The organism is Williamsia sp. D3 (assembly GCF_000506245.1).
GTDB classification, from domain to species: Bacteria; Actinomycetota; Actinomycetes; order Mycobacteriales; family Mycobacteriaceae; genus Williamsia; species Williamsia muralis.
The window spans coordinates 71,587-95,530 of the sequence record NZ_AYTE01000031.1; the positions used below are offsets into that span (position 1 = coordinate 71,587).

The 23,944-nt window shown below is 64.5% G+C and carries 19 protein-coding genes and 1 tRNA gene; 5 read left to right on the forward strand and 15 right to left on the reverse strand.

The genetic code is table 11. The features are described 5' to 3' along the window. Nucleotides 1–28: 28 nt before the first annotated feature. The 3 genes from W823_RS48465 to W823_RS48475 form a co-directional block, all read right to left on the reverse strand. A complete protein-coding gene (locus tag W823_RS48465; protein ID WP_023960411.1) occupies nt 29–877 on the reverse strand; it encodes a PE-PPE domain-containing protein in 849 nt (282 codons plus the stop codon). 64 nt (nt 878–941) lie between these two features. Continuing rightward, nucleotides 942–1,739 (reverse strand): Fpg/Nei family DNA glycosylase, encoded by a 798-nt coding sequence (locus tag W823_RS48470; protein WP_023960413.1) that lies wholly within the window; start codon nt 1,737–1,739, stop codon nt 942–944. A gap of 15 nt (nt 1,740–1,754) precedes the next feature. Then, nucleotides 1,755–2,228, reverse strand: coding sequence for a ribose-5-phosphate isomerase (locus W823_RS48475; RefSeq protein ID WP_030163741.1), 474 nt, complete (start codon nt 2,226–2,228; stop codon nt 1,755–1,757). Between the two features lie 88 nt (nt 2,229–2,316). Between W823_RS48475 and W823_RS0130025 the strand changes: the two genes are divergently transcribed. After that, the gene (locus W823_RS0130025) at nt 2,317–3,363 is read left to right on the forward strand and encodes a M48 family metallopeptidase (protein ID WP_081729846.1); all 1,047 of its coding nucleotides are present in this window, start codon (nt 2,317–2,319) and stop codon (nt 3,361–3,363) included. Here the strand turns inward: W823_RS0130025 and W823_RS48480 are convergent. Beyond that, the gene (locus W823_RS48480; protein WP_023960419.1) at nt 3,351–3,962 is read right to left on the reverse strand and encodes a DsbA family protein; all 612 of its coding nucleotides are present in this window, start codon (nt 3,960–3,962) and stop codon (nt 3,351–3,353) included. The two genes, W823_RS0130025 and W823_RS48480, sit on opposite strands and share 13 nt — an antisense overlap. Before the next feature lie 170 nt (nt 3,963–4,132). Here W823_RS48480 and pepN point away from each other — a divergent pair, with 170 nt between their 5' ends. Continuing rightward, nucleotides 4,133–6,700 (forward strand): aminopeptidase N, encoded by a 2,568-nt coding sequence (gene pepN, locus W823_RS48485; protein ID WP_023960421.1) that lies wholly within the window; start codon nt 4,133–4,135, stop codon nt 6,698–6,700. Between the two features lie 96 nt (nt 6,701–6,796). Here the strand turns inward: pepN and W823_RS48490 are convergent, their stop codons facing one another. The 3 genes from W823_RS48490 to W823_RS48500 all read right to left on the reverse strand — a co-directional run bounded on the left by W823_RS48490 (nt 6,797) and on the right by W823_RS48500 (nt 8,273). Further along, nucleotides 6,797–7,270, reverse strand: coding sequence for a DUF5130 family protein (locus tag W823_RS48490; RefSeq protein WP_030163749.1), 474 nt, complete (start codon nt 7,268–7,270; stop codon nt 6,797–6,799). Then, on the reverse strand, nt 7,257–7,508 hold the full coding sequence (locus tag W823_RS48495) for a hypothetical protein (protein WP_023960425.1): 252 nt from the start codon (nt 7,506–7,508) through the stop codon (nt 7,257–7,259). Before W823_RS48495 ends, W823_RS48490 begins: the two co-directional genes overlap by 14 nt. A 93-nt stretch (nt 7,509–7,601) precedes the next feature. Then, a complete protein-coding gene (locus tag W823_RS48500; RefSeq protein ID WP_031332817.1) occupies nt 7,602–8,273 on the reverse strand; it encodes an HNH endonuclease in 672 nt (223 codons plus the stop codon). A gap of 154 nt (nt 8,274–8,427) precedes the next feature. Here W823_RS48500 and W823_RS48505 point away from each other — a divergent pair, with 154 nt between their 5' ends. Then, nucleotides 8,428–8,880: a globin gene (locus tag W823_RS48505; protein ID WP_023960429.1), complete on the forward strand. Its 453-nt coding sequence runs from the start codon at nt 8,428–8,430 to the stop codon at nt 8,878–8,880. Nucleotides 8,881–8,937: 57 nt separating this feature from the next. Further along, a complete protein-coding gene (locus tag W823_RS48510; protein ID WP_152538131.1) occupies nt 8,938–10,593 on the forward strand; it encodes a glycoside hydrolase family 13 protein in 1,656 nt (551 codons plus the stop codon). Between the two features lie 15 nt (nt 10,594–10,608). Here the strand turns inward: W823_RS48510 and W823_RS48515 are convergent, their stop codons facing one another. The 5 genes from W823_RS48515 to W823_RS48535 form a co-directional block, all read right to left on the reverse strand. Beyond that, entirely contained in the window at nt 10,609–11,301 is a 693-nt protein-coding gene (locus W823_RS48515) for a hypothetical protein (protein WP_023960432.1), read from the reverse strand. Continuing rightward, nucleotides 11,301–16,139 (reverse strand): NAD-glutamate dehydrogenase, encoded by a 4,839-nt coding sequence (locus W823_RS48520; protein WP_023960434.1) that lies wholly within the window; start codon nt 16,137–16,139, stop codon nt 11,301–11,303. Before W823_RS48520 ends, W823_RS48515 begins: the two co-directional genes overlap by 1 nt. 52 nt (nt 16,140–16,191) lie before the next feature. After that, entirely contained in the window at nt 16,192–17,865 is a 1,674-nt protein-coding gene (gene ettA / locus W823_RS48525; RefSeq protein WP_030163760.1) for an energy-dependent translational throttle protein EttA, read from the reverse strand. A 157-nt stretch (nt 17,866–18,022) separates the two neighbouring features. Then, nucleotides 18,023–18,466 (reverse strand): single-stranded DNA-binding protein, encoded by a 444-nt coding sequence (locus tag W823_RS48530; protein WP_031332823.1) that lies wholly within the window; start codon nt 18,464–18,466, stop codon nt 18,023–18,025. A 141-nt stretch (nt 18,467–18,607) separates the two neighbouring features. Next, the gene (locus tag W823_RS48535) at nt 18,608–20,734 is read right to left on the reverse strand and encodes a cytochrome c oxidase assembly protein (RefSeq protein ID WP_023960440.1); all 2,127 of its coding nucleotides are present in this window, start codon (nt 20,732–20,734) and stop codon (nt 18,608–18,610) included. An 89-nt stretch (nt 20,735–20,823) separates the two neighbouring features. Between W823_RS48535 and W823_RS48540 the strand changes: the two genes are divergently transcribed. After that, nucleotides 20,824–20,897 (forward strand) — tRNA-Arg (locus W823_RS48540). Between the two features lie 600 nt (nt 20,898–21,497). Here the strand turns inward: W823_RS48540 and W823_RS0130030 are convergent. From W823_RS0130030 to W823_RS59345, 3 genes are all read right to left on the reverse strand, one after another. Further along, the gene (locus W823_RS0130030) at nt 21,498–22,730 is read right to left on the reverse strand and encodes a phage major capsid protein (RefSeq protein WP_023960442.1); all 1,233 of its coding nucleotides are present in this window, start codon (nt 22,728–22,730) and stop codon (nt 21,498–21,500) included. A gap of 264 nt (nt 22,731–22,994) precedes the next feature. Further along, complete coding sequence (locus W823_RS0130035) at nt 22,995–23,567, reverse strand: HK97 family phage prohead protease (RefSeq protein WP_081729847.1); 573 nt, start codon at nt 23,565–23,567, stop codon at nt 22,995–22,997. A 3-nt stretch (nt 23,568–23,570) separates the two neighbouring features. Then, complete coding sequence (locus W823_RS59345) at nt 23,571–23,705, reverse strand: hypothetical protein (protein ID WP_255326263.1); 135 nt, start codon at nt 23,703–23,705, stop codon at nt 23,571–23,573. Nucleotides 23,706–23,944: the final 239 nt, after the last annotated feature.

Below are 23,944 nucleotides of genomic sequence, written 5' to 3' on the forward strand. Positions count from 1 at the left end.
GTTATGGCGGAGGATCCCCGGGTGGCAGTCAGGCGACGTCGTGACGAACGGTGTCCGGCAAGAATGTGGCCTGGACCTGAAGCCAACGACTCAGCATCTCGCACCCGGTGAGCCCGTCGGGATCGAACGGCTCGAACCCGTAGGCGATGTGGCGTCCACCTCGCCGATTGGCGATGACCAGCCTCCCGAGACGCACCCGCGTCGGAAGATAACCGGCCAACTCGATTGCCAGCACACGCAGTCGCCGGAGGTCCCGCCGCCACTGACGAGGATGCAGCGATGTCCTCGCCGCGTTCTGAAAACTGTTGCTGCGCAGTATGTGCCACAACCCGGCGAACCAGCCCCGCACATCTCTCGTCGAGAACGTAGCGGTCAGATCGGCAAGGTCGCGCAGTATCGAGTCGTCGCTTGCGTTGCAGATCACGTCACCCGGATGACCGATCCAGAGCGCCGGCAGCCCCTTGGGCAGGTCCGGTCCGTGACCGGCCAAACCGAAGCCATCGCAGCCCGCGACCACGCCCGGCGGCTGATACGGATCGGCGACAAAACCGACAGCGGCCACATCTGCGTGTGTGGTCGCCAGCAACTGTCGGATGACCACCGCCCCCTGCGAGTAGCCGATCAGCATCACCGGCCCGGCCGCCCGTGCCATTTCGGCGCGTAAGTTGTCGACACCGGCAGCAACACTGTCCCGATAACTGATCCCGTTGCGTCGCGGCACGGGTCCGTAACTGGCCGGGTATCGGACCCACCGGCAGTCGAACCGCTCATCGAGTCGATCTGTCACCTGGGCCAGCATTCCGGACACCGCCGTACGAGGGTCCTTCCGATGGGTCTCGCCCGTACCCCCGACCGCCAGGATCGTCACAGTGGTCATCGCCCCATCGTGCCGGGTCAACCTGAGGCCTTGCTGTGTCGACACCAATTCGGGTCCGCGACGCTCAGTCGGCTTGGCAGACCGGGCACCAGTAGACCTTGCGTGCGGCCATGTCGGTCATCAGGATCGGCGTGCCACAGATGCGGCAGGGTTCACCGGTACGGCGGTACACGTACGTCCGGGGTCGGCCGGGACCGTACGACGGTGCGCCGTGATCGTCTTCGGGCCGGATGACGTGGATCTTGCCTCGCCGGACTCCTACAGTCATCAAGGTCACCAGGTCCGCCCATACCGCATCCCATTCGTCGCGGGACACATCGTTGCCAGCGCGGAACGGGTTGATCGATGCACGGAACAGCACTTCGGCCCGGTAGACGTTCCCCACACCGGCCAGCACTTTTTGATCCATCAGCAGTGCACCAATTGGCTTGCGTGACTTCGCTACTGCGCTCCATGCCTGTTCCGGGTCCGCATCTTTGCGCAGAGGGTCCGGTCCGAGCCGAGACGTCAGCGCAGCGAGATCGGCCGGCGTGAAAAGTTCGCAGGCGGTGGGCCCGCGAAGGTCGGTTCCGTACTCGTCGGTCTCCATCCGCATCCGGACCTGGCCGACCGGCGGCGGCAACGGAGAGGGACCGTCGGAGAACGACCCGTACAGACCGAGATGGATATGCACCAGTTCTCCACCGGCGTACCGGTGGACCAGGTGCTTGCCCCAAGCCTCCGCCCGGGAGAACACCTGGCCGTCGAGTCGGGCTGCTGCTGCGGCGAACCTGCCTTGTGGGCTGGTGACAGTGACCGTCTGCCTGGCGAACTTCCGCTGGTGCACTCGCGCCAGACGGTGGAGCGTATGCCCTTCCGGCACGGCCCGCCCCTGCAGTCAGTCGGCAGGCAGGGCCGGTGGGGTGCCGGTGCGCTCGTATTCGGAGAGGATGTCGATCCGTCGCTGATGGCGTTCTTCGCCGGACCACTCCGTGGTGACGAAAGCATCCACGATCGCCAAGGCCTCTTCTTTGCTGTGCATGCGGCCGCCGATGCCGATCAGCTGAGCGTTGTTGTGCTGCCGCGCCAGCTGGGCGGTCTCCACGCTCCAGGCCAGCGCACATCGGGCACCGGGAACCTTGTTCGCCGCGATCTGCTCGCCGTTGCCACTGCCGCCGAGGACGATGCCGAGGCTCCCCTCGTCTGCGACGGTGCGACGGGCGGCCTCCACGCAGAATGCCGGGTAGTCGTCCACGGCGTCGTATTCGTGCGCCCCGCAGTCGATCACCTCGTGCCCACCGGACGTGAGGTGTTCAGAGATCTGGCCTTTGAGTTCGAAGCCGGCATGGTCGCCACCTAGATACACGCGCATGGCGAACAGTCTGTCAGAGTCCACCACCGGATCTGTGCCCGACCACAGATCGTTCACGGTCACCATTGCATGAGCCGCATTCCCCTAGATTGGTCTCGTGTATCCACCGCAGTTTCCGGCGCCGCCGCAGCCCGTCACCCACTGGCTGGCGCCCGCGCCATACGCCGGTCAGCCGCGGCGCCATCCGTGGGAGATCCCGATGCTGGTCCTCATCCTCGTCATCGGTGCGGGCGCATACGTGATCGGTGTCGTGCTCGTGGCCAGCGGTTCGCTCGACACCTGGTTCATCCTGATCCTCGTCGCGCCGCTGTTGCTGTATCTGATCCGTGGCCTCACGTACGCGATGCCGCGCGTCAACGGAGTGAAGATGAGCCCCACCCAGTTCCCGGAGGGGTACCAGATGGTGGTCGAGGCCGCGCGGCGTTTCGGGCTCGAACACGTACCCGACGCCTACGTGGTCCTCGGCAACGGAACCATCAACGCCTACGCGTCCGGTCATGGTTTCCGGCGCTTCGTGGTGGTGTATTCAGATCTTTTCGAGATCGGCGGTCAGGCCCGCAGCCCCGAGTCGCTGCGCTTCATCATCGGCCACGAGGTCGGGCACATCGCCGCAGGCCACGTGTCGTACTGGCGTCAACTCGGGTCGATCGTGGGGATGAACATCCCGATTCTCGGGCAGGCCCTGTCGAGATCGATGGAGTACACGGCCGACAACCACGGGTACTACAACCAGCCGTCGGGTTCGCCAGGCGCAATCGGCGTGCTCGCCGCGGGCAAGTACATGTTGACCTCGGTGGACTTCGATGAGTTCGCCGATCGGGCGACCCACGAGAAAGGGTTCTTCACCTGGCTGACAAACCTGCGCTCCAGCCATCCCGTGCTGACCTGGCGCGCCGCCGCCCTGCGTAACCGGACCGCGCCCGGCCGGATGTTCTTTCGTCCGAAGCATCTCGTCCGGGGCATCGGCAGCGGACATGTGCAGATGCTGCCACCGCCCGGGCCTCACCCGCTTGTGGTGCAAGGTCCCCCTGGATATCCCCCATTCCACACACCGGCGGGGCCGTCGGCCGGCCTCCCGAAGGACGACATCGACCAACAGCCCCGCCAGGAGGGACCTGCGCCTCAGTCGAACTGAGGGTCTTCGTTCCTGCTGCGCTTGAGTTCGAAGAAGTGCGGGTAGCTCGAGAGCGCCACCGCACCGTCCCACACCCTGCCCGCATCTTCCCCACGTGGGATCCGCGAGAGTACGGGGCCGAAGAAGGCGACATCGTTGATGTGGATCGTCGGTGTTCCCACGTCGTCTCCCACCTTGTCCATGCCGGCGTGATGACTCTTACGGATCGCGTCGTCGAAGGTGGTCTCGTCGGCGGCCGCCGCCAATTCCGCGGGAAGGCCCACCTCGGCCAGCGATTCGGCGAACACCGAGTCAAAGTCTTTGTTGCCCTTGTTGTGGATGAGTGTGCCCATGGCGGTGTACAGCGGCGCCAGGATCTCGTCGCCGCGCTCGGCCTGCGCCGCGGCGATCACCCGCACGGGGCGCCACGCTTGTTTGAGCCCCTCGCGGTACTCATCGGGAATGTCCTTGCCCTCGTTCAGCACCGCCAGACTCATGATGTGGAAACTGGTCTCGATGGTGCGAACCTTCTCCACCTCGAGGATCCAGCGCGAGGTGATCCAGCACCAGGGGCACAACGGGTCGAACCAGAAGTCAACACGATCAGTCGAGTCGGTCATGCGCAGATCACTCCTTCATCAGGGGACAGTCGGTTCGTCAGCAGATTAACCACCTGCAGGTGACAACAACCGGTGTCCGCTCGCATTCCCGCCACGTGGTCGCGCGTCCCCACACGGACAGGCCATACGGTGGGTGAGTACACAGATGGCAATCGGAAAGGCGAGGCAACGTGGCGGCACCAAACTTGACCCGTGATCTTGCGAGCGAGCGCTCGGCGAACATCTCGGTCTCCAACTACGCGATCGACCTCGACCTCACGGACGGATCGGGCAAACCGGGCGAGAAGACGTTCCGTTCATCGGTCTCCATCGCATTCTCGGCCGAACCCGGGTCGTCGTCATTTGTCGACCTCATCGCCGAGAAGGTGCACAGTGCCACCCTGAACGGGGAGTCGGTGGACCTGTCGGCCTACACCGAAGAGGACGGGATCGCGCTTCCCCAACTGGCGGAACAGAACACACTCGAAGTCGTCGCCGACTGTGTCTATTCACACACCGGTGAGGGTTTGCACCGATTCGTCGACCCCACCGACAACTCCGTATACCTCTACTCACAGTTCGAGACGGCCGACGCCAAACGCATGTTCGCGTGCTTCGATCAGCCTGACATGAAGTCGACGTTCGACGTGACGGTGACCGCGCCCGCGGACTGGAAGGTGATCTCCAACGGCGCGGGAACCGAGACAGCGCCCGGCAAGCACACTTTCGCCACGACGCCCCTGCTGAGCACATACCTGGTGGCTCTCATCGCGGGTCCCTACGCGCAGTGGACCGACTCGTACACCGATGAGCACGGCACCATCGACCTCGGGATCTTCTGCCGATCGTCGCTGGCCGAGTTCATGGATTCCGAGCGACTGTTCAGCGAGACCAAACAAGGATTCGAGTTCTATCACAAGAACTTCGGCATTCCTTATGCGTTCGGCAAGTACGACCAGCTCTTCGTTCCCGAGTTCAATGCGGGCGCGATGGAGAATGCGGGCGCGGTCACGTTCCTCGAGGACTATGTCTTTCGTTCGAAGGTCACGAAATATCTGTACGAGCGGCGCGCCGAGACCGTGCTGCACGAGATGGCCCACATGTGGTTCGGCGATCTCGTCACCATGCAGTGGTGGGATGACCTGTGGCTCAACGAATCGTTCGCGACATTCGCTTCGGTGCTGTGCCAGTCCGAGGCCACCGAATACAAGAACGCCTGGACCACGTTCGCCAACGTCGAGAAGTCGTGGGCGTATCGACAGGATCAGTTGCCGTCGACACACCCGGTGGCAGCCGACATCCCCGACATCGCCGCCGTCGAGGTGAACTTCGACGGAATCACCTACGCCAAAGGCGCTTCGGTACTCAAGCAGCTTGTCGCTTACGTCGGCCTCGACCACTTCCTCGCCGGTCTCCGCGACTACTTCCAGGCTCACAAGTTCGGGAACGCGACGTTCGGCGATCTTCTCGGGGCACTCGAGAAGTCTTCTGGCCGTGACCTTTCCGACTGGGGATCGCAGTGGTTGAAGACCACCGGCATCAACGTGATGCGGCCCGACTTCGACCTCGACGATGCCGGCGCATTCACCCGCTTCGAGATCATCCAGGATGGCGCCGCGCCGGGCGCCGGCGAGACCCGCACGCACCGACTGGCCGTCGGCATCTACGACGACGTCGACGGAAAGCTGGTCCGGACCAAGCGAGTGGAACTCGATGTCGAGGGTGGCCGCACGGCGGTCGCCGACCTCATCGGCGTTGATCGCGGCCGGCTCATCCTGCTCAACGACGACGACCTCACGTACTGCTCGGTGCGGCTGGATCCCGACTCCCTGGCGACGGCGACCAGCCGATTGGGTGACATCAGTGAATCGATGCCGCGCACGCTTGTCTGGTCGGCAGCGTGGGAGATGACTCGCCAGGCGGAGATGCGAGCACGCGAGTTCGTGGCCCTGGTCCAGGAGGGTATCGGCTCGGAGACCGAAATCGGTGTGGTGCAACGAGTCCTGTTGCAGGCGCAGACCGCGATCGACGCCTACGCGGACCCGCACTGGGCGAAGTCGGAAGGCTGGCCAGGTTTCAGCGCGCGGCTGCTGGAACTCGCGCGCGCTGCCGAACCGGGCTCGGACCATCAATTGGCCTTCGTCAACACGCTGCTCTCGGGCGTCCTGGGGCCCGGACAGGCGGAGATCGTGCAGGCGCTCCTCGACTCGGACCCCGCGGATCAAGGCCTACCCGGTCTCACCGTCGACACCGACCTGCGCTGGTCGATCGTGAACGCCCTGGCGACCGCCGGTGCCATCGACACCGATCCGTCGACGACACCTGTCATCGATGCAGAACTCGAACGAGACAACACCTCGGCCGGCGGCCGGCAGGCTGCCAAGGCCCGGGCAGCCCGTCCCCTCGCCGAGGCAAAGGCCGACGCCTGGTCCAAGGCGGTCGAGGACGACACCCTCTCGAACACTCTGGGTCGGTCCGTGATCGCCGGCTTCGTGCGTCCGGGGCAGGGCGAGTTGCTTGCGCCGTACACCCAGAAGTACTTCGAGGCGGTCCCGCAGGTGTGGCAGCGACGCTCCAGTGAGGTAGCCCAGACGGTGGTTGTCGGTCTGTACCCGAACTGGGCCGCCGACGAGAACGGGTTGGCACTGGCCGACGAGCTGCTGTCCGCCGACCATCCCCCGGCCCTGCGTCGACTGATCTCCGAAGGCCGTGACACCGTGGCCCGGGCCCTGCGCGCACGGGAGTTCGACAAGAGCTGAGACGGCCACACAGGCCAGGGATCACGGTCATACAGGCCAGACATGACAAGGGCGGGGCAACCACAGTGGTTGCCCCGCCCTTGTGTAGGTATCAGATCAGCGGATGGTGACCGCCGAAGCGATGACTCGGACCGCCGAGATCAATCCGTCGACGAGATCGCCCGCGCGGATACCCGCGATCGCGGCGGTCACGCCCAGCTGAGCAACCCGGTCGTTGAGACGCGGAGCGACTTCCCGGCCGGAGATGACCACAACATCCTTGGTATTCGGCGAGACCGCGATCAACGCTGCGTGTTCGGGTTCGGGCACGCTCGGCAGCACCGCGGACGCGCCTGCGAATGCGTCGGGTCCGAGGTCACCGATGTAGATCGAGAAGCGGATGCCCGTCCGATCCGTGGCGTCCGACAGTGCATCGTCGAGCGCAACCAGTTCGTCACGCCGAAACGGCGGCGTGGCCGGTGCGGCGCCGGGGAACCGGGCAGCGGAGACGCGCCCGCTACCGGTCACCGTGGCACCCATGGGGAGGGTGTCAGGGTCGATGTTCGCCCTTACGATTTCACCACTTGCCACTTGCCGAGCCTCCGATCAGATCGTCATGTCCATGCCCGTGGTAGCCGGGCGCAACCGGTGTGACGTCGGTGGCGCTGAACAGCAGCGGTTCGTGCTCCCACTTCTGGTCGATCGTGTAGGGCTGCACCTTCGGGTACTTGACACCAAAAGTGAGGGTCATCGCACCGACCACCAGCACAACCGAGATAATAGTGAGGATGACGACCGGTAAACCGATCGCCACAATCAGGTCTTCCACCAGATCCGCCCTTCAGCAGTCGTCTTTCATCTGAGAACTTAGCGGACGCCGCTCCCGGACGCCTCGCCGAGGTCGCAGTGGCGCGTCGGACTCTTACGCAGCACCCGAGTCGAGGTACCGCGACCACGCGGGGTCGAAGTCCTTGACGGTGGCGAGAAGACGCCAGTGGCGCCCCTTGGGTGCGCTCAGAGTTGCCTTGAGGGTCCAACCGAGTTCGCCGAGCAGCCGATCCGCCTTCTTGTGGTTACAGGAGGCGCAGCACGCGACGCAGTTGTCCCACGTGTGGGTACCCCCGCGGCTCCGGGGGACGACGTGGTCGATCGTGTCCGCCTTAGCGCCGCAATAGCCGCAGCGGGATCGATCGCGCTGCATCAATGCCGCTCTGGTCATCGGGACCACCGCCCGGTACGGCACCCGCACGTAATTGCGGAGCCGGATCACAGACGGCACCGCGAGCGCCATTTCTGCCGAATGAATGAGAGGGCCGGCACCATCCTCGTGGATGACGTCGGCCCGTTCGCGCAGCACCAGGACTATCGCCCTGCGTATCGAGATCGCCGCGAGGGGTTCGTAGGTGGCATTGAGAAGGAGTACCCGGTGTTTTCCCCACCGTGTGTTCATCCGCGCAGGCGGCCCGCCGATGGCGTCCACCGAGGTGCCGCGAGACCCCGGCGTCAAGGTGGTCACCGACGAGTTACCGGGGTGATGGGGCACGCGTTCAGACCCCGCGTGGACCTTTTCCCGCTGCGACTTCGTACGCGACATCTAACCTCCCGGCCAACCAACCGACCTCGATGGGAACGATTCAGTTCAACACGGATATGGCAGAAATGCACGACAATAAGACCAGCTGCAGCTGGTCTTTTGCGTGAACTCTGCGTATCGCGGGATATGCGCGTGTGGGCCCGGCTCTGGAACAATGGTTCCCGTGACTGATTCATCGCAGACGGACCCGGCCGGCGACGCCGGTTCCACGCAGACGGAGCCGGTCCGCACGTTCTACGACGCGGTGGGCGGCGAGCAGACGTTCGTCGACCTCGTGGCGCGCTTCTATCGGGAAGTGGCGGCCGACGAGATCCTCCGGCCCCTGTACCCCGAGGAAGACCTGGGCCCGGCAGAACGCCGAATGCGCATGTTCCTCATCCAGTACTGGGGCGGGCCCCGCATCTACTCCGACGAGCGCGGGCATCCCCGGCTGCGGATGCGACACAACCCGTTCCGCGTCGGCCCCCTCGAACGGGACGCCTGGCTCAGATGCATGCACACAGCCATCGCCTCCATCGATTCCAGCCGGCTCGACCCGCCTCACCGGCGGGCGCTCACCGAATACATGGAGATGGCGGCTCAATCCATGGTGAATACACCTATCTGACCTGGCTCGCGGAGCGGCCCCGTGATCGCAGGCAAACAACGATCGTGAGGCAAGATGATGCGGGTGAGTGACGAGAAGAACGATCTTTCCGCCGCTGAAACCGGTGCGCCACACCAGGTTCAGCAGCATGTGCAGTCGGACTATCCACTGTGGTGGCAGAACGCGGTTTTCTACCAGATCTATCCGCGCTCGTTCTCGGACAACAACGGAGACGGCGTCGGCGATCTGGCCGGTGTCATCGACAAGCTCGGCTACCTCGAACTGCTGGGCATCGACGCCATCTGGCTGAGCCCCGTCATGAAGTCACCGATGGCCGACCACGGCTACGACGTGTCCGACCCGCGCGATGTCGACCCGCTGTTCGGCGGTCTCGAAGCCCTCGACCTGCTCATCGCCGAGGCACACGGGCGGGGCATCAAGATCACGATGGATCTGGTGCCCAATCACACCAGCGACCAGCACGCTTGGTTCGTCGAAGCCCTCTCCGCCGAGCCCGGGAGCCCGGCGCGCGAACGCTACATCTTCCGCGACGGCAAGGGAGAGAACGGCGACGAGCCGCCCAACAACTGGCCCAGCGTTTTCGGCGGCCCGGCATGGACACGCACCACCGGACGCGACGGCGAGCCCGGACAGTGGTACCTGCATCTGTTCGCACCCGAACAACCCGACTTGAACTGGGACAACCCAGAGGTGTTCGCCGATCTCGAACGCACGCTGCGGTTCTGGCTCGACCGTGGAGTGGACGGATTCCGGATCGATGTGGCACACGGCATGGCCAAACCCGACGGCCTCCCGGACATGGACCACGAGGCTTTCGGCCTGCTCACCAACGACGACGACGATCCGCGGTTCAACAACGACGGTGTGCACGACATCCACCGCCGGATCCGCGAAGTGCTCGACGACTACCCCGACGCGATGACCGTCGGCGAGATCTGGGTGAAGGACAACACCCGATTCGCCGAATACGTACGACCTGACGAGCTCCACCTCGGCTTCAACTTCCGCCTGGCAAAGGTGGGTTTCGATTCCGAGGAGATCCGCGAAGCCATCGAACATTCCCTCGAAGCCGTTGCAACAGTGTCGGGCACACCCACCTGGACGTTGTCGAACCACGATGTGGAGCGCGAGGTCACCAGGTACGCCGACGACACCGATCCACGCGCCGGGCTCGACCGCGCACGCGCGATGATCCTCGTCGAACTGGCCTTGCCGGGTGCGGCATTCATCTACAACGGCGCCGAACTCGGATTGCCGAATGCCGAGCTGCCGGACGAGGCACTACAGGATCCGGTGTGGGAACGCTCAGGCCATACCGAGCGTGGTCGAGACGGCTGCCGAATTCCCCTGCCCTGGGAAGGCGAAACACCCCCCTTCGCGTTCTCCGGCAACACCAAGACCTGGTTGCCGATCCCGCCGGAGTGGTCGACCCTCACCGTCGAGTCGCAACTCGAAGATCTGGAGTCGACGCTGTCGCTCTATCGGCTGGCGATCGAACTGCGTAAGACCCGTCCGGAGTTCGCCGGAGAAAGCATCGAATGGTATGGCGCGCCTCCCGGATGCCTGGCGTTTCGCCGGTCGCTCGGCAAGCTGGTGTGTGCTCTCAACGCTGGGCCGGACCCGATCGGACTACCACCCGGAGAACTACTGCTCAGCAGCAGCCCCCTGGTCGACGGGAAGCTCCCAGCGAACGCCGCGGCGTGGCTGGTCTGAGCAAACCCGCCGGGTTCAGTTGACCTGGAGCGAAAACGCCATCGTGCGCCGCTGATAGACCGACCCGAATCGGGCATCGAGTCGTGCCCACACCGGGGTGCAACGCACTCGCACGACTTCGTCGGCGTCGATGAGTTCGAGGTCCGACGTCTCGGTGACGTCGTGGTTGTCGGACTGCCGCACGAAACCCATTGCCGTCAGCGCAAAGATCGACCGCATCGACACATTGACGACCTCCTCTGTCGTCTCCCCTGTCACGTCGAGCACCCGCTGGTCGAGCAGTGAGGTCGGCGGTCCGTGGCCGCTGCCTTGGGTGCGGGCCACCTCCGCCCCGGTACGCGACAGCTGGATCAGTACCCGGGCCGGAACGTCATCGACGTGGACGAATCCGTCGACGGCGGGCAGGGCACCGCGCCAAGCACTGTCGAGAGGGAATCCGGTGTCGACCGACGCGGTCTCCGGATTGTCCGCCTCCCGCCTCAGCGCGGTGCGCAATTCGGTTGCGCCGCAGACCACGTCGTCACCCTCGATGGATCCCGCGACCACCCGGGTGGCCAACACATCGAAGCCGGTGTTCACCCAGATTCCCAGCAGGCCATCGGGACGCTTCTTGATGCGGAGAACAGCGACATCGTCAGCGCGCAGAGCCCGGACGGCGAACACGGCCAGATCGGTGCGGTCGCGGGCCGCCAGTGTCAACGTCGCCATCAGCGGATCGAACTCCTGAGTTGACGAGCCGCCACCGACAGCGTCGCGAGATCGAGTTCGCCCAATTCGGCGATGTCGGACAGGGTCGTCCGCACGCGGGCGAGGCGCGAGGAGTTGCTGAGTTCCCAGTCGGCGATCTTTTCCGCAGGTGACTCGTCGGGCTCGGCCGAATCCAGGATCACCAGACAGAGCGATCGCAGCGTGCTGTGCAGGTCGTCCCGCAACGCCAGCCGGGCCAGGGAGTGCCAGCGGTCTTTGCGGTCCAGGTCGGACACCGCGGTCAACAGATCCTCGACGCCGAGATGATCCATCACCTCGAAGTACAACTCCCCCACCTCGGCAGGCTCTCGGTCCGATATCTCGGCCGCGTCGATGATGTCGAGAAGGCAGAACCGGTGCAGGCTGACGGCGACGGCCTCGGCGATCTCGGCGGGCACACCGTCGTCGCGCAAGCGCTGGGCGCGACGCTCGACCCCCTCGGCGGAACTGCCACGAAGCCAACCCGGCAACTGGGGCGACAGTTCGGCGACAAGTGCGGCGTAGCGCGTCACCTCGGCTGCCATCGCAAGAGGTTGCGGCCGACCGGCGATCATCCAGCGCGACGCGCGGAAGAGCAGCCGTCGCGCGTAGGTGATCATGGCGTCGGTGGTCGGGACAGAACAGGGCGCCGACGCGATGTCCTGCCACAACCCGTGCAAACCGAATATCTGCGTGACCGCCTGAAATGAGCGCACCACGTCGAGCGACGTGGATCCGCTCCCCTCACACAGACGGAACACATGGGTGATTCCCGCGTTGTCCACGAGGTCGTTCACCACCGCCGTCGTGACGATCTCGCGACGCAGCGGGTGGGTGGCAATCCCTTCGGCGAACCGCTCTCGCAGCGGCACAGGGAAGTACGTCATCAGACGCGGTGAGAAGACGTCATTGTCCGGCAGGTCACCGTCGAGCATGTCGGACTTGAGCGCCAACTTCACGTGCGCCATCAACGTCGCCAGCTCCGGCGACGTCAGACCATGACGCCCGGTGGACTCACCGCGCTTGATCAACTCGGCCGGGCGAGGGAGGGCCTCGAGCTTCAGGTTGACCCCACGGCTGGCGAGCTCCTTGAGCAACCTCACGTAGACCTCGGCCGACTCGGCCGCCTGCGATCGACTGGTCCCCAGCTCGGCGTTCTGTGACACGTTGTCGGCCAGCACGAGGTCGCCGACTTCTTCGGTCATGGACTCCAGCAACGGGTTTCGATCCTCAGCAGCCAATTCACCGGCCGACACCTGGGAGTCGAGCAGGATCTTGATGTTCACCTCGTGATCAGAGCAATCGACGCCGGCCGAATTGTCCATCGCATCGGTGTTGATGCGTCCACCGCTCAGATCGAACTCGATACGGCCCAGTTCGGTGACTCCGAGGTTGCCGCCCTCGCCGACGACCTTGACGCGCAGCTCGTTCCCGTCCACGCGGATCGCGTCGTTCGCCTTGTCGCCCACCGCTTCATGCGACTGGGTGCTGGCCTTCACATACGTTCCGATGCCGCCGTTCCACAGCAGATCGGCGGGAGCGAGCAAGATGGCGCGGATCAGTTCCGGGGGCGAGAGCGTCGAGACGTCTTCGGGCACTCCCAGGGCCCTCGCGATCTGAGGGCTGATATCGATGGACTTGCGGTCGCGCGACCACACGCCGCCACCTTCGCTGATCAACTCGGTGTTGTAATCGGCCCACGACGAACGCGGCAGTTCGAACAACCGCTGCCGTTCGGCGAACGACTTCGCCGCATCGGGGTCGGGATCGATGAAGATGTGACGGTGGTCGAACGCCGCGGTCAATCGAATGTGCCCTGACAGCAACATGCCGTTACCGAAGACATCGCCGCTCATATCGCCGATGCCCACCACCGTGAAGTCCTCGGTCTGGGTGTCGACGCCCATCTCTCGGAAGTGACGTTTGACCGCCTCCCAGGCGCCTCTGGCCGTGATGCCCATCGCCTTGTGGTCATATCCGGCCGAACCGCCGGAGGCGAACGCGTCCCCGAGCCAGAAACCGTATTGCCCCGCAACATCGTTGGCGATGTCGGAGAACGTGGCGGTGCCCTTGTCCGCGGCCACCACCAGGTAGGGATCGTCATCGTCGCGGCGTACCACCCGGGTTGGCGCGGTGACGTCCCCCGATTTCTGGTCGATGTTGTCGGTGAGGTCGAGCAGTCCTGAGATGAAGTGGCGGTAGCACTCCACTCCTTCTGCACGGTAGGCGTCCCGATCCGCGGTGGGGTCGCCCGTCGGTAACGGCGGCCGCTTGACCACGAATCCGCCTTTGGAACCAACCGGCACGATGACCGCGTTCTTCACTGCCTGCGCTTTGACCAACCCGAGGATCTCGGTCCGGAAGTCCTCACGCCGATCCGACCAACGCAATCCGCCGCGAGCCACCGACCCGAATCTCAGGTGGACGCCCTCCACCCGGGGAGAGTAGACGTAGATCTCATACAGCGGACGTGGTTCCGGCGTCTGCGGAATGTCTCTGGGACGCAACTTGAAAGCGAGGACATTCCGCGTAGAACCATGTTCAGCGGCGACGTAGTAATTGGTACGCACGGTCGCCGAGATCACCGAGATGTAGGCACTGATGATGCGATCGACGTCGAGGCTGATGATCGACCCGACGTCGGCCGACAGACTGTCGAGCACCTCTGACCGCCGGTCATCGTCAGCTGTGTCGGGATCGAACGACGCCGCGAACAACTCGACGAGCGCCTTGGTGATCGCGGGGTGTGCGCCCAGAACCGACGCCACGTGGTTGTTGCTGTAAGACGAACCGCACTGACGCAGATATTTGGAGTAGGCACGCAACACTGCCGCTTCACGCCAGGTCAGGCCGCAGCGGAACACGAGTTCGTTGAAGTCGTCCACCTCGGCATCGCCGCGCCAGATCTGTGCGAATGCGTCGGTGAACCGATGTTCGACGTCGTCGGTGGTCTGTTCGTCGACCGCCATACCCTCGGCGAGCGAGAGACTGAACTCGTAGATGTGGCACGTCTGGCCATCAGGGCGTCGTAGTTCATACGGCCGTTCGTCGAGAACGTTGACGCCGAGGCTGTGCAGCACTGGCAACACCTCGGTCAGAGTCGCCGACCGGCCGCACAGATAGATGGCAAACCGCCAATGTTGTTGCGCCGGGCTCTTTTCCGTGGATTCAGCGCCTTCGTCGGCCGGACGATGCAGCCTCACCTCGAACGCGCCGTCGTCGAGGCCCTGCACCACATCGATATCGGTATAGGCCTCCGACGGGGCCCGGATGTCCTTGTAACTGTCAGGAAGGGTTGCGGCGTAGAACGCGACCGCCTCCGGGCCGGCGACTCCGGAGCTGTTGGCCGCCACCTGCCTCAGCCGTTCATCCCAGCCTCGCGCAGCTGCGATGAGTCTGTCCTGGATGGCCACCTGACCCGGTGATCCGACGGCCAAATCCCCGAGCTCGGCGCACGCGGGCGAGGAGATGCGCATCGCCACATGCAGAAGAGCCAAGGGCGATTCGCTGACCCTTGCCGTGTATTCCAGTGCGTCGCCGCCCAACTCACTCAGCAGCTCGTTCTGCAATGTCTCCCGTAGCCGCGTGGTGTAACGGTCTCTCGGCAGATAGACCAGGGCAGAGACAATCTCGCCCGCCGGGTCGAGACGCAGGAACACCCGGAGCTGGCGGTTGGGGACCGCCTCGAGCACTTCGGTGAGTGTTCGGGCGAGCTCGCCGGCCTGCAGGGAGAACAGCTCTGACCGCGGGAACGTCTGCAGGAGTTCGAGCATCGCCATACCGGTGTACGACTCGGCCTCGACCTCGGCGGCCGCCAACACCTCGCCCACCTTGGTGTCCAGTACGGGGATGTCGAAGATGTTCTCGTGCAATGCGGTGGGCGTGAACCTGCCCACGAAGACGTGCTCGCCGACACGGTGGCCGTTGTCGTCGTAGTCGTCGATCTGGATCAAGCTCGGGAAGTTGGATCGCTGGATGCGCGTCGGGAGGTACAGCTGCTGAACGGTGACTGCACCTGCCCCCTGGGTCGCCTTGTGCTCGACCTCCGCGGTGCGCCATACGCCGAGGCCCGAGGATCGGAGCGGCGTGCGATCGGTCCCCGCCCCGTCGCAATGCAGGTAACCGAACGGGGTGAAGTTGTTCTCCGCCAACCACCGCAACAGACGCGCGAAATCTTCTCCCGCAACCCGGTCTAGCCCGTCGGGAAGGGTTGTCGTCAGATAGGACGAGTACGTGTCGGCCAGCCCGGTCAGCAGATCGAGCATCGGCGCGCGGTCGTCGTGCACATCGGCGATGCGGGCGATCACGGTGTCGAGTTCGGTTCTCACCACATCGATGTCGATGGGCGACACCCGTGGAACGGCATCGACATGGATCCACGATTCGACCTGCTGACCGGTTCGGACCGTGTCGCTGGGCTTGTCGGAATCGACTATCTCTCGCAGCTCGCCGCGGTCATCGCGGACGACGAGCATGATCGGATGGTCGATGCGGACCACCATCAGTCCTGAGGCCTCGAGTGCTGCGACCACCGATTCGACCAGCAACGGCATGTCATCGGTGACCATCGACACCGACACCGCGCTGCCGTCGAACGCGACGTCGGTGACCGCAACGCCGTCCGCCCGCGTGTAGGCGATGGTCACGTGGGCGCTGAGCTGGGACCGTTGCTCCGGCCCCAGCTCATCCCACGTGGTCTCGTCGAAACTGCCCGGCCCGTGGAAATAGGGGGCCACAGCCGGCGGCAGAAGCTCTTTGATCGCTTCCGGGAAATCGTCGCCCCGCGAATCCGCCAGGTCCGTTTTCGTTGATCCGGTCATGAGCCGTCACTCTCGGAGTTCTGCGGATACCGCGGTGGGCGATGAAACAACTCTAGTCGCGCGTCAACTTTCGGTGGGTGACCGAATGCGGCCGGGCCGCGTCTGCGCCGAGGCGCTCGATCTTGTTCGCCTCGTAGGCCTCGAAGTTGCCTTCGAACCAGAACCACTTGCCTTCTTCGACGTTGCCTTCCCACGCCAGGATGTGGGTACAGGTGCGGTCGAGGAACCACCGGTCGTGCGAGATGACCACTGCACAACCCGGGAACAGCTCGAGTGCGTTTTCCAGCGAACCGAGCGTCTCCACGTCGAGGTCGTTCGTCGGCTCGTCGAGCAGGATCAGGTTGCCGCCCTCTTTGAGAGTCAGGGCCAGGTTCAGACGGTTGCGCTCACCACCGGAGAGCACTTCTGCCTTCTTCTGCTGATCAGGACCCTTGAAGCCGAATGCACTGACGTAGGCGCGCGAGGGCATCTCGTTCTGGCCGACCGTGATGAAATCCTGTCCTTCGGACACGACCTCCCACACGTTCTTCTTCGGGTCGATGTTCGAGCGGTTCTGGTCGACGTAGCTCAGTTTGACCGTCTCGCCGACCTTGACGATGCCGGAATCGGGTTCTTCGAGTCCGACGATCGTCTTGAACAGAGTTGTCTTACCGACACCGTTGGGGCCGATGACGCCGACGATTCCGTTGCGCGGCAGCGTGAACGACAGGTCCTTGATCAGCACGCGGCCGTCGAAGCCCTTGTCGAGGTTCTTGACCTCGACCACCACGTCACCGAGGCGCGGCGGGGTCGGGATCTGGATCTCTTCGAAGTCGAGCTTGCGCATCTTGTCGGCCTCGGCAGCCATCTCTTCGTAACGGCCGAGACGGGCCTTGTTCTTGGTCTGGCGCGCCTTGGAGCCCGACCGCACCCAGGCGAGTTCCTCCTTGAGGCGGCGTTGGAGCTTCTGGTCCTTTTTGCCTTGGACCTCGAGACGCTCGGCCTTCTTCTCCAGGTAGGTGGAGTAGTTGCCCTCGTAGGGGTGCAGCTTGCCGCGGTCGACCTCGCAGATCCACTGCGCGACGTGATCGAGGAAGTACCGGTCGTGGGTGACGGCCAACACGGCGCCGTGGTACGCCGCCAGGTACTGCTCGAGCCAGAGCACACTCTCTGCGTCGAGGTGGTTGGTTGGCTCGTCGAGGAGCAGCAGGTCGGGTTTTTGCAGCAGCAGCTTGCACAGCGCGACGCGGCGACGCTCACCACCGGACAGATGGGTGACCGGCTCGTCGGCCGGCGGGCACCGCAGTGCGTCCATCGCCTGCTCGAGCTGGGAGTCGAGGTCCCACGCATCGCCGTGGTCGAGCGCCTCCTGCAGCTTGCCCATCTCTTCCATGAGCTCGTCGGAGTAGTCGGTGGCCATGAGCTCGGCGATCTCGTTGAAGCGGTCGAGCTGCTCCTTGATCAGGCCCATGCCTTCTTCGACGTTCTGCCGAACCGTCTTCTCTTCGTTGAGCTTGGGCTCCTGCATGAGGATGCCGACGGTCGCATTGGGATCGAGGAACGCCTCGCCATTGGACGGTTGATCGATGCCCGCCATGATCTTCAGGATCGACGACTTGCCGGCGCCGTTGGGCCCGACCACACCGATCTTGGCGCCTGGGTAGAAGGACATGGTGACGTCATCGAGAATCACCTTGTCGCCGTGCGCTTTACGCACCTTCTTCATTGTGTAGATAAATTCTGGCACGCTCTGGCCTCTCTCACTGTGCTCGCAGGTGTCCACCGCGGTTTCTCGCCGGTCGGCCGCCGAAAAGGCCGTCCGCAACATCACCAGCGTAGTGGGTCGGTGATCTCCGGTCGGTCGCGGCGACCCTTCTCGGCGTACTGCGCGGCACCGAGGCAGCTCAAGCCGCAGCCGCCTCGCCCGAATCGCCTGTTGTCGGCGCGGTCACCCCGGTCTGGGGCGCGTCGGTGGATCTCGTCACCCTTGACGATCCCTCGTACGCGACCCGGCAGCGGGTCAGATCGAGCCCGACCGCCGTTGCGGTCATTTCCAGGTCTGACCGCCGTTCGCCGTTTTCCGACACGTATTCATTTGTCTTGAGCTGACCGTGGGCGATGATCGGCCGGCCTTTGGCGACCACCTGCGCGACCCCGTCGATGAGTCGGCGCCAGCAACTGACCGTCAGATACAACGCGGGCCCGTCCACCCATTCGCCACTTCGTTTGTCAACGCGTCTGGGGTTGCACACCATCCGGAACGACAGCACATCTTCGCCGGCCGCGGTCTGTCGGCGACGTGGGTTCGTGATCGCAGTCCCGATCACGGTGGTGTAGGTCTCGTACATGTTCTCCCCCTCATGATGTGCGCCGAAGAACGGCGCGGATCTCTGTGGGTTCAGCATGTGCCATCGAGCGGACACGTCAGTGGGTCTCGAGCACCTACCTGTGGACCATTTCAGTGCTGTGGACAACCGGCGCGAGAATCGTCACTTACGGGCGCCAGGACCTGTCTCGCTCGCGTCCACGTCGACAACCTCGTCGCCGCCCGCTTCGATGTCATGGTCGTCCCCTGCCGCGGTTGTCGCCGTCGCCCCGGCCTGCCCCGGCCCACCTGGCCGACCGGCCAGCTGGGCGAGCATCGCGTTGTAGCTCGCCAACTCCGAATCGTGGTCGCGATCTTCCTGGCGGTCGAACCGAGTGGCCTGCCGTTGGTCCTGCCGGCTCCATTGCACCAGCAGCGCCAACATCACCAGCACCAGCGGTATCTCGCCGGCCGCCCACGCGATGCCCCCACCGAGCCGCTGGTCACTCAGCAGATCGGGGTTCCACGGCAGCAGAAGGCTGTTGTAGTACGACCGCGCGATGACGTTGTCGGTGCTCATCAGCGCGACACCGAAGAAGGCGTGGAACGGGAGCGACCCGAAGACCATGGCGAGTTTTGCCACCGGTGACAGGGTCCTCGGCGACGGGTCGATGCCGATGACCACCCAATAGAAGAGGTAGCCACTGACCAGAAAGTGCAAATTCATGGCCACGTGCGCCGCGTGATACTCGGCCAGCATCTCGAACAGGCCGCCGAGATACAGCACGTAGTAGCTGCCGACGAACAGCACCGACGCGACCAGTGGGTGGGTGAGGAAGCGCGAGTACGGGCTGTGCAGGACGGCGAGAATCCACTCGCGTGGCCCAGGAGGAGCAGTCCTGCCTGCAGGCGGTATGGCTCGCAACGCCAATGTCACCGGGCCGCCGAGAACCAACAGCACCGGCACCAGCATCGACAACATCATGTGCGCCACCATGTGGACGCTGAACAGCGCCGGCGCATATTTTCCGAGGCCCGACGACGTGGCGAAGAGGAATGCCGCGCACCCCAGCATCCAGGCGATTGTGCGACCGATCGGCCACGCGTCGCCACGTTTGCGCAGCCGGTACACCCCTCGCAGGTACACAACCGCCATGACGATGGCGAGCGTGCCGAACAGCAGATCGAAGCGCCAGTCGACGAACATCCGCCCGATGGTCGGGGCTTCATCCAGTCGGTAGCCCAGGATCAATTCGGTGGCCGGCATATCGGCCGGGTTGACGTTGGCCGGTGGCGGCGTGCGGGACAGTCCGACCGCGAGGCCGAAGGTCGCCGCAAAGACGAACAACTCGGCCAGGGCGAACCGGATCAAGGGTGTCCGGTTCTCCGTCGCCGACAATGTCGAGATCGTGTGGCGTCGGTGCCAGGCCCCGAAGCCGCCGAGTACAACCAGTGCGACGGTCTTCGCCACAACGAGTTGGCCGTATGTCTCGGTGAACAACTGGTCGAGGTGCACTCGGATCAACGCATTGATCACTCCGCTGGCACCGACGACAACAAAACACCAGAACGCGATGCGCGAGTATCGCCGGACTGCCAGGGCCGTGTGACGACCGCCTCCGCGCGCATAGACGAGGACCGCGAAGAGTCCACCCATCCACAGACAGGCACCCACGATGTGCAGGATGAGACTGTTGGTGGCGTAATCGTGGCTGCCGCCGGTTGACGAGTGCCCGGCAAGGGCGGTGGGCATGAGTGTCAGCAGAGCCAGCGGCAATGCGATCAGCGTCCAGGTCCAGCGCAGGGCGATGCGGGCTACGACGGCGCAAATCAACGCGAAGATCGCGGTCCACAGCCAGGAACGGGCATCCGCGATCTGGTCGAGGGCGGTGATCAAACGGTCGATGGACATCGTTTCCGACAGCGGGAAACCCGAGGTGTCCGACACTGTGAGCGGGATCATCAGCAACGCCGCGATCGCCCACACCAGGGCTCCGACCGCGGCGAATCGGATGGCCCGGTAGCCGCCGACGTCCAGTACCCCGTCCGATTGTGGGGGGACGAAGAACGCCGCGAACAGCGTGCCGCCCACAGCCACGACGGCGCCGACCTCCCCGATCGTCTGGACGGTGGGCAGTCCGTACCGGGTCAGCGCACCGGGATCACCGACGCCGGCCAGATCGAGCACAACGCTCGCCGAGATGGCCGTGACCGCGATGGCCACAGCCGCCGCGACCCAGGACAGAACCCAGCCGATGCTCGCCGCCCCGCTGCGGCGGATGTCGATCGAATCGGCTGTAGTCGTACTCATCCCACCAGGGTAGGCACCACACGGGTGTGAGCTGCGTCCGCCCGCGATTGCACCGGCCGATATACTCGCCTGCGCCGACAAGTCGGCACGCCTCCGTAGCTCAGGTGGATAGAGCAAGAGCCTTCTAATCTCTAGGTCGCAGGTTCGAGTCCTGCCGGGGGCACCGAGAAAATAGGGTTTGAGCTGGACAAACAGTCCATGCTGTAATGGACGGTCCCTAAACGGTCCCCTAGCGGCGGTTCCTACACGATGCGGTCGGCGTCGTCGTCCCGACCTTGTTCGCGCAAAAAACTCGCGAGCCTTGTGGTCTTCGTAGTCCCACGCCTCGCGTTCGCGCTTCTGGCGGTCTATGTATCGGCGATTCTGCTCGGATTGCCACGCGGCAGGATCCTCGGCACGTCTCGCCATTTCGCGAGAGCAACGTTTACAGGCGTCAGGGTCATTGTCTGTGAAATCGACCGGCAGCATGACGCGCATGCGACGTCCGCACGCGGCCGTCTCCAGTTCCCAGCGGTCAAGGATATGCGCCTCACGCGCCGTTCGAGGGTGACCCCCGATTACCGCATGGACCTCGCCCGGCTCAGCAGGTACCACACGGTCGATCTCATGGTCGACCGGGTCTCGCACCTCGTCGTAATGATCGAATGCTGCACATGCGTCGGCGTATCTCATGGCACGAGACCCTATCGCCCGGCACCGACGCGCATTGGACGTACGAGGCCCCCGCCGGAATCGGCAGGGGCCTCGGTTGGACCCGTTCGGGTTACGCGGCCGGGTCGAGGTCGAGTTTGACGATGCCTTGCGGCTGGTAGATGTCGAGACCGAATCGGCCCTCGGTGCGGGCACGCACCTGGTTCCGGCTGAAATCGTCGGCCACACCGCTCGACCACTGCGTGCGCACCTGGCCGTCACCGACGACCGCCAGGGCCGCCAGATCGAACAACAGACCCGTTTTCGCCGGCACCGAGATCGACACCGCGATACGCAAACCCCACAACCGCTGCGCCGGCCGGTCGACCGGTAGCGCGCTACCGAGGTCGAAGTCACCCGAGGTGCGACGACTCAGCTCGAGAGCTTCCCAATCGGACGGGTGCAGGATGATGCCCCCGCCGGTGTAACCGAGCGTCTCGAGGGCCGTGATGCCCTTGCGCACGGTCACCGTGGCATCGGTGGCGAACGGTTGCACCTGTAGGCCCGATTGATTGAGCAGACCGCGCAGGTTCGGCGTGGTGCCGTCCCCGTTGATCACCTGGTTTTCTACGGCCCGCTCGAGGCCGTATTGCATCTCGGTCTGAACGAACCCCTGCAAACTCCGGTTGTCCGACAGCCAATATTCCGGGGTCGGTTCGCTCACGTGCGCGATGACCTCGAGCTTGCCGTCGACCGAAACGAGGCCGTATTCGCTCGTGGGTTTGAGCTGACCAACCGCAACCGGCGCGGCGTTGTTCACCCGCTTGTTCTGGCGCAGGTAGCCATACTGCGGCGGCCGGGTGCGGAACGGCAGGATGGCCAGTGCCGAGTTCGACACCTTGCCCTGTTCGTACAGGGTCGAGTCCAGGGGCACCCCGGTGATCTCATCACCACTCGAGGCGATGGCTTTCTGGCCGGTGGGATCGGCCATCTTGGCCGAGATGTTGATCGTGGCCGCCTTGGCGCGAAAGTCCAGGCGGGCGTCATCCTCGGCGCACCCGCAATCGTCGCCAGGACCGCCGTAGGGGCCGCCGGCCGCGCCGGCAACGGGCACCATGGTGCCGAACTTGGCCATCACGGCCGCGGATTCCTTGATTTTCGCTGACTTGGCCTCGAGGGTGTCGACGGCCTTGGCCGCGGCCTTGAGCGCGTCCTGTTCGTCGTCGGACAGTTCGCGATCTTCGGTCTGTGCCACCGCGAGCAGGTCACCACCGAGGGTGAGTAGGCGGGCCTTGGCCTCGTTGACATCACCCTGTGTGCCGGCCTCGGCCTTGGCCGCCAGGTCGGTCAGTTCCTTGATCTTCATTGCGGATCGGTCCCCTTTCGTGGGACTCACTGCGCGCACCGAGACGTGGTGCGGACAAACGAATATGTGAGCCTCACGACGGGGCGGTCTCGGCGGGCGGGGTGGTGTTCCGCTGGCCCGTGCCGACGATCACGACGTTGGCGAGGGTGGCCCGACTGGCGAGCGATTAAACACCGCCGGCCCGGTCAGCGCCACACACCTACCGTACAACACGAGAGCCATTGGTATGCAACACCTCTCGTGTCCCGAGGGGTAGCGCTCCCCCTAGACCGGCGCCGCTACCGGCCCGAACTTGGCCGCCGTGAAATACGCCTCCCACGCCTTTACTGACGGCCCGGTGGGTTCGGACTTGACCGCCAGTACCGCGGTCTCACGGTTGGCGCCTACGGGCACGAGGGACACCTCGTGTACGTGCAATTCATCGAGCGACTTGTACGAACCGAGCCGCGGATCACCCTTGACCGGTCGGGTGCGGATCTCGTCATAGGCGAATGAGAGCTGGCTGAGCCGGCGGCCCTTGACCAACCGGTACACCTGTGCGCCGGTGTCGGTCTCGAGGTCGAGCTTGCCGTGCACCTTGAGCCCGCGGTCATCTTCCACCATCGACACCACCCCGCCCACATTCATGTGCGGATTCTTGGCGTCGTGGCCGTACAGGATCGGCAGGGTGTTGCCCGATTTCTCCCACGCCTCGATGGACTTGCGGAACGCGCCGCGTTGCACGACGTCGCCGGCCGAGTCGACGTTGCCGAACACCGACGCGTAGGCGATGAACTCACCCTCACCGAGGCCATCGTCGGCCCCGGCCTTGATCTTGCCGACAGTCGATTCCCTTATGTCTCAGTGCCATATCGCCTCGTTCCAGTGTGCCGCCGCTATCGGGTCGGTCGTGTGGGCCACCTGCACGTCGGGGTCCGACGCGTCGTAAATCGGATAGGTCCGCGCGCTTGGCTGTGTCGGCTCGTCGTCGTCCATCGCTGGTGTCCTCTCGGTCGGCCGAGTAAGGCTTGCCGGTCGCATCTTTGTAATAGGACCGGCACAACGCCGGCGCGAACGTGACTTTGTCCCCGAGCGCGAGTTCACACCGGGCGATGGCGCCCGGGGCGTGCCAATCGATTTTGATGGCGCCCTCACCGTGCACCCAGTACCGGCGCAGCTCGGCCCCGCCATCACGCGCGGGCGTGTCATCGCCGTCGTCACTGTCGGCCTTGGCG